This is a genomic window from Arthrobacter sp. 2YAF22_2 (assembly GCF_052114645.1).
In the GTDB taxonomy this organism is placed as follows: domain Bacteria; phylum Actinomycetota; class Actinomycetes; order Actinomycetales; family Micrococcaceae; genus Arthrobacter.
In genome coordinates this window covers 1-9,310 of sequence record NZ_JBFRFD010000080.1, presented here as the reverse complement: position 1 = coordinate 9,310, position 9,310 = coordinate 1, and the positions used below count along the sequence as shown (strand labels likewise).

General features: G+C 68.1%; 8 protein-coding genes and 2 tRNA genes. 3 read left to right on the top strand and 7 right to left on the bottom strand.

The annotated features are described in order from the left end of the window. The 3 genes from AB4Y86_RS05285 to AB4Y86_RS05275 all read right to left on the bottom strand — a co-directional run. Positions 1–225: ATP-dependent Clp protease proteolytic subunit (locus AB4Y86_RS05285; RefSeq protein ID WP_441400741.1), on the bottom strand; the 225-nt coding region annotated here is incomplete at its 3' end. Positions 226–470: 245 nt separating this feature from the next. Beyond that, positions 471–1,874, bottom strand: coding sequence for a trigger factor (gene tig / locus AB4Y86_RS05280; protein WP_441400737.1), 1,404 nt, complete (start codon positions 1,872–1,874; stop codon positions 471–473). A gap of 67 nt (positions 1,875–1,941) precedes the next feature. Then, positions 1,942–2,016, bottom strand: a tRNA-Pro gene (locus AB4Y86_RS05275). Between the two features lie 131 nt (positions 2,017–2,147). Between AB4Y86_RS05275 and AB4Y86_RS05270 the strand changes: the two genes are divergently transcribed. After that, positions 2,148–2,218 (top strand) — tRNA-Gly (locus AB4Y86_RS05270). 154 nt (positions 2,219–2,372) lie between these two features. Here the strand turns inward: AB4Y86_RS05270 and AB4Y86_RS05265 are convergent. The 3 genes from AB4Y86_RS05265 to AB4Y86_RS05255 form a co-directional block, all read right to left on the bottom strand. Beyond that, the gene (locus AB4Y86_RS05265) at positions 2,373–3,344 is read right to left on the bottom strand and encodes an Fpg/Nei family DNA glycosylase (RefSeq protein ID WP_441400735.1); all 972 of its coding nucleotides are present in this window, start codon (positions 3,342–3,344) and stop codon (positions 2,373–2,375) included. Next, positions 3,344–3,838, bottom strand: a complete 495-nt coding sequence (locus AB4Y86_RS05260; protein WP_441400733.1) for a ribose-5-phosphate isomerase — start codon at positions 3,836–3,838, stop codon at positions 3,344–3,346. The genes AB4Y86_RS05265 and AB4Y86_RS05260 overlap by 1 nt, the downstream gene beginning before the upstream one ends. A 69-nt stretch (positions 3,839–3,907) precedes the next feature. Continuing rightward, on the bottom strand, positions 3,908–4,915 hold the full coding sequence (locus tag AB4Y86_RS05255) for a hypothetical protein (RefSeq protein WP_441400732.1): 1,008 nt from the start codon (positions 4,913–4,915) through the stop codon (positions 3,908–3,910). A 145-nt stretch (positions 4,916–5,060) separates the two neighbouring features. On the opposite strand from AB4Y86_RS05255, the gene pepN reads away from it, so the two are divergent. Together pepN and AB4Y86_RS05245 are read left to right on the top strand one after the other, a co-directional pair. Next, positions 5,061–7,613 (top strand): aminopeptidase N, encoded by a 2,553-nt coding sequence (gene pepN / locus AB4Y86_RS05250; RefSeq protein ID WP_441400739.1) that lies wholly within the window; start codon positions 5,061–5,063, stop codon positions 7,611–7,613. Between the two features lie 7 nt (positions 7,614–7,620). Then, the gene (locus tag AB4Y86_RS05245; protein ID WP_441400730.1) at positions 7,621–8,133 is read left to right on the top strand and encodes an OsmC family protein; all 513 of its coding nucleotides are present in this window, start codon (positions 7,621–7,623) and stop codon (positions 8,131–8,133) included. Here the strand turns inward: AB4Y86_RS05245 and AB4Y86_RS05240 are convergent. After that, positions 8,121–9,125, bottom strand: coding sequence for an epimerase (locus tag AB4Y86_RS05240; protein WP_441400728.1), 1,005 nt, complete (start codon positions 9,123–9,125; stop codon positions 8,121–8,123). The two genes, AB4Y86_RS05245 and AB4Y86_RS05240, sit on opposite strands and share 13 nt — an antisense overlap. Positions 9,126–9,310 lie beyond the last annotated feature (185 nt).

Sequence of the window (9,310 nt, the reverse complement as noted above, 5' to 3'; positions counted from 1 at the left end):
TTGCTCGCAGCTGCTGCTGCTCTCGGCCGAGAACCCCGAGCCGCCGGGCGAGTTGATGTACAGGTAGATATCCTTCTCGGGGTTCTCGGCCGAGAGCAGCAGCAGCTGCGAGCAAATCGCGTTGGCGTTCTCGTCAYGGACCTCGGAGCCGAGCCAGATGATGCGCTCTTTCAGCAGGCGGTTGTAAATGTAGTTATCCTGGGCGGCCGGATCGACGGTAGCCATCCGGGGTGCCCCTGCTTGCTGTGACATATGTACTTACCTCTCGCTGGCGACGGTGACGCCACTGGACGGCATCACTGAACTTTCCTACTTGGACACTAACGGTTTTCGCAGCCGCTTTGTGCTCAGGCACAGGGCTGTTCGCTGACGGCGCACGACCGGCCGGGAGGGTTCATCGCGGGCTTAAAAAACAGCACCCCCGGATCGGTGATCCGGGAGTGCTGCGGGAAACTCGGGTACAGAAAGTGTTAGAACTTCACTGCTGCCGGGTCGTCGTTCTTAGCGGTTTCGGGTGCTGCTTCTTCGGAAGCAGCGTCCTCGACGTCGGTCTCGCCGGCTGCCTCGACCGGCGCCTCTTCGCCGCCGGGGCGGACGAAGTCGCTCAGGTCAACCTTGTTGCCCTCGGAATCGGTGACCTCGGCCTGGCCCAGCACGACGGCGAGTGCCTTACGGCGGCGGACCTCGGAGACCATCATCGGAACCTGGCCGCTCTGGTCGATGATCTGGGCGAACTGGTTCGGGTCCATGCCGTACTGGCTGGCGGTGGTGACGATGTAGTCGATCAGCTCGTTCTGAGTGACGTCGACTTCTTCCTTTTCGGCGATGGCGTCAAGGATGACCTCGTTCTGGAAGGCGCGCTCGGTGTTGGCCTTGACCTCGGCGCGGTGCTCCTCGGTGTCGTGATCGCCTTCACCGTGGGAGTTCTCGGCGCTGAAGTGCTGTTCGATCTGCTCGTCGACGACGGACGCCGGAACCGGAACCTCGACGAGCTCGACGAGCTTGTCCAGGACCTTGTCGCGGGCCTCTACGCCCTGCTCGACAATCTTGGAGTCGGCGGCCTGCTTGGCGAGGTCCTCGCGGAGCTCGGCCAGGGTGTCGAACTCCGACGCGAGCTGGGCGAAGTCGTCGTTGGCCTCGGGAAGCTCGCGCTCCTTGACGGCCTTGAGCACAACCTTGACCTGGGCGGACTCGCCGGCGTGGTCGCCGCCCACCAGGGTGGTGTCGAAGATGGCGTCTTCGTCGGCGCTGAGGCCGGTGACGGCTTCGTCGAGGCCTTCGAGCATGGTGCCGGCGCCGACCTGGTAGGACAGCCCGGACGCGGAGTCGACCTCGGCGCCGTCGATGGAGGCGGTGATGTCGATCGTGAGGAAGTCGCCGTCGGCGGCGGGGCGGTCAACGGACTTGAGCGTGCCGAAGCGGCCGCGCAGTTCGTCGAGGGCCTTGTCGACGTCGGCTTCGCTGGACTCGGCAGCGGCAACCTCTACCTTGATCCCGGCGTAGTCCGGGAGCTCGATCTCCGGGCGGACGTCAACTTCGGCGTGGAACTTGAGTTCGCCGTCAGTGGCGGACGGGTCCGGCACCTCRGTGATTTCAACCTCGGGACGGCTCAACGGCCGGATGCCGGTTTCCTGCACGGCGGTCTGGTACCAGCCGTTGAGGCCTTCGTTGATCGCCGTTTCCAGGACGTAGCCGCGGCCAACGCGCTGGTCAATGAGCTTGGAGGGGACTTTGCCCTTGCGGAAACCGGGAACCTGGATCTGCGAAGCAACAGTCTTGTATGCCTCTGCGATGCTGGGCTTCAATTCCTCAAAGGGGACCTCAACATTGAGCTTGACCCGCGTAGGGGTGAGGTTCTCGACAGCGCTCTTCACAGTCTAAGTACTCCTGGATTTGGGGGATGGGGTTCTGCAACACCACTGCCTGGCAGTCGCTGCAGAGTCGGGGTGACAGGATTTGAACCTGCGACTTCCTGCTCCCAAAGCAGGCGCTCTAGCCAAGCTGAGCTACACCCCGTAAGTGCACAGAACAGTCTACGGTCATAATGTGCCGGTTTGCACATTTGACACCGGGTGCCTGAATTGGGTTTAGTTGTATCCGGCTTCAACAGCCGCCCGGAAGCTTAGCTGAAGTTCCAGCAAGTTCCCGGGGACGTAGCTTAATGGTAAAGCCTCAGTCTTCCAAACTGATTACGCGGGTTCGATTCCCGTCGTCCCCTCCGAATATGACGAAAGCAAGGCCCCTCTCCGGAGGGGCTTTTTTCATGTCCGCGCCCCATGTCCAGGCCATCGATTGCTCCGCAGGTGCCCTTATCGCGGCTCAAAACGGCCGCTTTGGAGCAATCGATGAGGAGAGCCGGCACATCAGCCGGCTCAATCCTGCTGGCAGGCCGGGCACCAGTAGAGCTTCCGCGCGGCGTGCTCCGTCAGGGCCACGGCGGTCCCGCAATCCCGGCAGTCCAGGCCCTGCCGCCGGTACACAAAGTGCGCGTCCTCCGGGGCCGGCAGCCTGCCGCCCGGTCCCGTGAAGCCAAGTTCCGTGGCGCCTTCTTCCGTGGCGCGGGGCTCCGTCCAGTAGCGCGCCGGTGTGGTGATGATCCGGCCGTCGCGGACGCCGTCGGACATCATCGCGGCCGTATCGTCCCAGAGCCGCCCGGCGGCCTCCGCCGGCAGTGCTGCCCCGGGAAGCCACGGGTCCAGTCGCTGCCGGAACAGCAACTCGGCGCGGTAGACGTTGCCGACGCCGGCGATCACCGACTGGTTCATCAGCAGCGTCGCCAGCGGGGTGCGCTTCCTGGCCAGCCCGGCTATGAAGGCGTCCCGGTCGCCAGGGAGATTCCGCAGCGGATCAGGACCCAGCCGGGCCTCGACGGCGTCCGCCTCGGCTTCGGTCAGCGTTTCGCAGGTGGTCGCGCCGCGCAGGTCCGCCCAGCCGTGTCCGCTGACCAAGCGGACCCGGACTGCTCCGACGGGGGCCGGCGGCCCCGCGTACCCGGCACCCGCATGCCCGGCACCCGCCAGCCCGGCATCCGCGCCGCCGTCGTCGTAGAGCTCCCGCTCGCCCACTTTCCGGGGCGCGCCGATGCTGGACGCACCGCGGAAATCCTCGTCGCCGCCGAAGTCCCAGGCCCCGTACAGGCCCAGGTGCACGTGCAGGACCAGCCCGTGCTCGAAGCCGAGAAACAGGTGCTTCCCGTGCGCCGCCGAGCCGGTGAGCACGTGGCCGTCGAGCACGGCAGCGCCCTGGGCGAACCGCCCCTGCGGGCTGGAAACGGCGAGCCGCTCCCCCTCGAAGACGTCCGCGAACTGCCGGGCCAGCCGGTGGACCGAATGCCCCTCCGGCACTATTCGACGACCTCGCCGGTGGTCTCGTAGGTGGCGATCTTGCCGATCCGGCGGACGTGCCGCTCCTCGTTGCTGAAGGGCTCGGTCAGGAAGGCCTCGATGATTGCGGTGGCCTCGTCCACGCTGTGCTGCCGGCCGCCGACGGCCACGACGTTGGCGTCGTTGTGTTCACGGGCCAGCCTGGCGGTGTCGAGGTTCCAGGCCAGCGCGGCGCGGACCCCCTTGACCTTGTTGGCAGCGATCTGCTCGCCGTTGCCGGAGCCGCCCAGGACAATGCCCAGCGCGGACGTGCCGGCTGCCTGGTCGACCACCACGGCAGTGGCGGCGTTGATGCAGAAGGAGGGGTAGTCATCCAGCGCGTCGTAGGTCTTCGGCCCGTGGTCTACCACCTCGTACCCCTTGGCGCCGAGGTGGTGCACCAGGTGGGCGCTAAGTTCCATGCCGGCGTGGTCGGTGGCGATGTGAACGCGCGGGAAGTCCGGGGCAGTGGTCACGGGCAGATCCGTTCTGTGGGGAGCGCCGGAGGACTCGCGGCGCCGCTGGTCAGGGCTGTTCCCAGTTTACTAGGGCTGCGACGCGGGCGCCCCGCCGTTGCGGCGCGCCCGGGCAGCCACGCGGGACAGCACCTGCGCCACGTTGTCCGCCGTCGCGGCACTGCCGCCGCTCACCGTCAGCCGCCGGCCGTCGGAGCGGTCAACGACGACGGCGGGTCCGCTGCCGACCAGCAACGCCGTCGTGGCGCCGCGGCTCCGGTAGCCCCATCCGCCATAGTCGGCGGCCTTGACTTGTTGGGGCGTCGCCGCGTCGATGGCGGCGGCGGGCACATCCATGACCCGTACGAACCCGCCGGCGAACACCTGCAGCCCGCCGCGGTCCACCCGGATGCGGGCGAAGAGGAACACGGCCGCGAGCAAAGCTGCAGCTACGAGGACCGCCGCCAGCCACGGCACGGCGACGGTGAGCAGGGCAGCCGGTAACAGGGTGGCAATGCCGAGCATCACGAACACCGAACTGCGGGCGTGCACCCAGAGACCCACGGTGTCCCTGGCCAGCTCGGGGTCCTGTTCCCGCGCGAGGGCCTCCCGCACGGCCCGCTCGTCATCGGTGGACCACCGTTCGTCCGCCTTGAAGACGAACCCCATGACCACGCCCAAACCCAGCGCAGCCCCGCTGCCCATGGCCAAAATGGTCACATCGACGCGGGACTCCCGGGCGTCGGCGAGGCCCAGCTGGCCGACCAGCAGGGCGGCGAGGACGGCCGTGACGAAGAGGCTCATGCTCAGCCCGGCACCCATCATGAACCGGCGCATCAGCGCCGGGCGGGACAGCGGCGCCGCCTGCAGCAGGATGGCCCAGCCGACCAGCACGATSAGTCCCGCGCCGGCGCCCACGACGGCTCCGAAAGGCGCGAAGTCCGCGGCGCCGGCGTCGGTCCAGCGGACCGCCAGCGGCTCGGGCAGGTCGGCGCGGATCAGCAGTGCGCAGACCACGAACGCGGCCGCCAGCATGACGGGGAACCCCACGGCGAAACGCAGGGCCCTGGTGTCGACGGAATCCCGGATCTTTCCCATGGCTCCAACGCTACCCCTGCAGCACGCACGCGCAGACGATGCCCGCGGCCGGCCGCCGCTTGCCAACCGGCCTCACCGTGAAAGAATAATTTCACAGTATCGTTTCCACCTCTCCGACCAATCCTGGAGGCACCCCTTGCCCGGAATGAACCTCACGCGCGCCGAAGCCCGCGAGCGCGCCGAACTGATCGCCGTCGGCTCCTATGACGTCAGCCTGGACCTAACGCGGGGCGCGGAGGTCTTCGGCTCCACCACCGCCGTGACCTTCACGGCCACGCCGGGCTCCTCAACCTTCATCGACGCCGTCACCCGGAAGGTGCACAGCGTCACGCTGAACGGCCGCGAACTGGATCCGGCGGAAGTGTCCGACGGCATCCGGATCCAGCTTCCCGATCTTGCCGCCGAGAACGAACTCCTGGTGGTCGCGGACGCGCCCTACATGAACACGGGCGAGGGCCTGCACCGCTTCGTGGACCCGGTAGACAACGAGGTCTATCTCTACACCCAGTTTGAAGTTCCCGATTCCCGACGGATGTTCGCGGTCTTCGAACAGCCAGACCTCAAGGCCAGCTTCAGTTTCACCGTCACCGCACCCTCGCACTGGGATGTTGTCTCCAACTCCCCCACCCCGGCGCCGGTGGAAACCACCCCCGGCATGGACGGCGGCGCGCGGTCGGTGTGGAAATTCGCGCCCACCCCGCGGCTCTCCTCCTACGTCACCGCGTTGATCGCCGGGCCGTACCAGTCCGTCCGCAGCGAAGTGAAGTCCGCGGACGGCAAGGTCACCCCGCTGGGCGTCTATGCGCGCAAGTCGCTCATGCAGTACCTGGACGCGGACAACATCTTTGAGSTCACCCGGCAGGGCTTCGAGTTCTTTGAGGCCCAGTTCGGCTGCCCGTACCCGTTCGAAAAGTACGACCAGCTTTTCGTGCCGGAGTTCAACGCGGGTGCTATGGAGAATGCCGGGGCCGTCACGATCCTGGAGGGCTACGTCTTCCGCAGCAAGGTCACGGACGCGCAGGTGGAGCGCCGCGCCATCACCGTGCTGCACGAACTGGCCCACATGTGGTTCGGCGACCTGGTCACCATGCGCTGGTGGAACGACCTCTGGCTGAACGAGTCCTTCGCCGAGTACATGTCCCACCTGGCCGCCGTCGAAAACACGAAGTTCGACCACGCCTGGACCACCTTCGCCTCGGTGGAGAAGTCCTGGGCGTACCGGCAGGACCAGCTGCCCACGACCCACCCTATCTTCGCCGAAATCAACGACCTGGAGGACGTCGAGGTGAACTTCGACGGCATCACCTACGCGAAGGGCGCCTCGGTGCTGCGGCAACTGGTGGCCTGGGTCGGGCCGGAAGAGTTCATGGCCGGCGTCCGCGAGTATTTCCGCAAGCACGCCTGGCAGAACACCGAGCTCAGCGACCTGATGGTCGAGCTGGAAAAGTCCAGCGGCCGCGACCTGGACCAGTGGGGCCGGCTCTGGCTGGAGACCGCCGGGGTCAACACGCTCAAGCCCGAACTCGCCGTCGAAGCTGACGGCACGATTTCGTCCTTCGCCATCCTGCAGTCCGCCACCGAGGCCCAGCCGACGATCCGGCCGCACCGGCTCGCTGTCGGCTTCTACAACCTGGACGGCGCCGGGAAGCTCGAGCGCGTGCACCGCGAGGAGCTCGACGTCAACGGCGAGCGCACTTCAGTTCCGGCCCTGGCCGGCCTCGCGCAGCCGGACCTGATCCTGCTCAACGACGACGACCTCGCCTACGCCAAGGTCCGGCTCGACCCGAAGTCCCTTGCCACCGCCACCGCGCACCTGAAGGACTTCGGCCGGAGCCTCCCCCGCACCCTGGTCTGGGGCTCGGCGTGGGACGCGGCGCGCGACGGCGAAACCCCGGCGCGCGGCTACGTGGAACTGATCCTGGCCAACATCGCCGAGGAATCCGACTCGTCCGTGATCCAGGTCCAGCTCCGCCAGCTCGCTACCACGCTGAACTTCTATGTGGCCGCGGAGTACAAGGACGCGACCGCGGCGGCGGCCGCCGACCGGCTTTGGGAGCTCGCCTCCCGCGTGCCGGCCGGTTCCGACGCGCAGCTGCAGTTCGTGAAGTCCTTCGCCCTGCTGGCGCGCAGTACCGGGCAGCTGGACACGGTCGCCGGCCTGCTGGACGGCTCCCGGGAACTGGCCGGCCTCGCCGTGGACCAGGACCTGCGCTGGGAACTGATCGCGTCCCTCGTGGTCGGCGGACGCGCCGGCCAGCAGCAGATCGACGCCGAACTGGAGCACGACAACACGGCCACCGGCCAAAACGCCGCGGCCCTGGCCAAGGCCGCCATCCCCACCGCCGAAGCCAAGGCTGCGGCCTGGGAGTCGATTGTGGTCAAGGGTGAGCTGTCCAACGCGCTGCAGGGCTCGGCGGTCGCCGGTTTCACGCGGGTGCTGGACACCGGGCTGCTGGAGCCCTACGCCGGGAAGTATTTCGAGGCCGTCCCGGGGATCGTCAAGGACCGCACCCACGCGCTGGCCCAGCAGATCGTCGTCGGGCTCTACCCGGCGCAGCTGACCACGCAGTCGACGGTGGACCGCACGGATGAGTTCCTGGCTTCGCTACCGGAAGACAGCGCGGCGTTGCGCCGGATGATGCTGGAAAACCGCGACGGCGTCGCCCGGGCCCTGCGCGCACGCGCGTCGGACGGCTAGGACCGGAATGAGCCTCGACGAGCACCATTACACATTGGCAGTCCGCTGGACCGGGAATCTGGGCGGCGGGACGGACACGTACCGCGGCTATTCCCGCGACCACGACGTCGAGATCCCCGGCCTGCCGGTCCTAAAGGGCTCGGCGGACCCCACGTTCCACGGCGACGCTGGACGCTACAACCCCGAGCAGTTGCTGCTGGCGGCGCTCTCGCAGTGCCACATGCTGTCGTTCCTGCACGTCGCCGTCAAACACGGCGTGGTGGTGACCGGGTACGAGGACTCCGCCGAAGGCGTGATGCGGACCAACCGGGACGGCAGCGGCCAGTTCGAGTCAGTGACGCTCAAGCCCCGCGTGACGACGGCGGCTCCCGTTGCGGAGCCGCTGCTCGAGGAGCTCCACCGGGAAGCGAACGCGGTGTGCTTCATCGCCCGGAGCGTGAACTTCCCGGTGCGGCACGAGACCTCGGCCGCCGCGGGTCCGGGCGCCGTGGATCGGGGCGCCTCGGCTCAGGCGGACTGAGCCGCCCGCAAGTCGCGCACCAGCCGGCGCTCGGCGTCGGGGCTGAGACCGGCCTTTCGTTCCCGGTCCAGACCCCGGCGCCGCTCATCCGCGAGGCTGTCCGCCAGCGTCCGGGTCCACCGGCGCAACCGCAGACCCGCCGCGCGGGCCGCGGCATTGCTGCGCGCGGAAAATCCGTCGTGGCCGGGTGGCAGCCAGAGCGGCAAGGAATCCGGTCCTGCCCAGTAGTTCGCCCCGCGGGCGGCCAGCCAGCCGGCCGGCGCCATCACCGTCTCGGAGACTCCCCCGGACAGCCGTCGCGATTCTTCGAGGTACGCGGCAAATGGGACCGGGTCACCGACCGCATTCAGCACCCCGGTGACACCGGCTTCGGCTGCAAACAACAGCCAGGCCGCCAGGTCGCGGACGTCGATCACCTGGGTCGGAGCTGCGGGAATCTCCGGAGCCAGGACCGGGCCGGAGGCTCGGGCGAAGCGGGCGGGCCAGTAACCGTAGCGGTCTGAGCCGTCTCCGGGCCCTCCGATCAGTCCGGACCGGCACAAGTGCGCCCTGTCGCCGACAAAGTCCGCCGTGGCCCGTTCGATGGCGGATTTCGCCTCGCCGTAGTTCTCCGCTGTCGGCTCCGCGCTCCCTGCCAGCGGCTCCAACACGGGGGCGTCCTCCGCGGCACCGCGCACTGAATGGTCGGCGTAGACCGAGCAGCTCGAGACGAACGTCCAGTGCCGGGCGCGGCCGGCCAAGGCTTCGAGCGCCTCCCGCGCCTGCAGCGGATCCCGGGCGACCTCGATGACCGCGTCCCACTCCCCTGCAGCGCTCGCGCCGGCGTAGGCGGCCGGACCCTGTGCCCGGTCCGCCTGCAGCCAGCCGGCGCCCTCCGGCGGCGGCGAGCTTGTTCCGCGGGCCAGACAGAGGACGTCGTGCCCGCCGGCCACGGCCTGCCGGGCAATTTCTGCTGACAGGAAGGCTGTGCCGCCGAGGACCAGGATGCGCATGGGGCAACGCTACGGCGCTACTGTTGAAGGTGAACAGAGTGTTATGCGCCCGGCGAACGCGGGCGCACGTTAGGAGCAAACCCCACCGATGTACAGCCTGACCACCGCCGCGCCCATCACGGCGCCGGATATCTCCGSCATCAACCTGCCGGGTGTCCTGATCAGCATCGGAGTGGGCGTTGCCG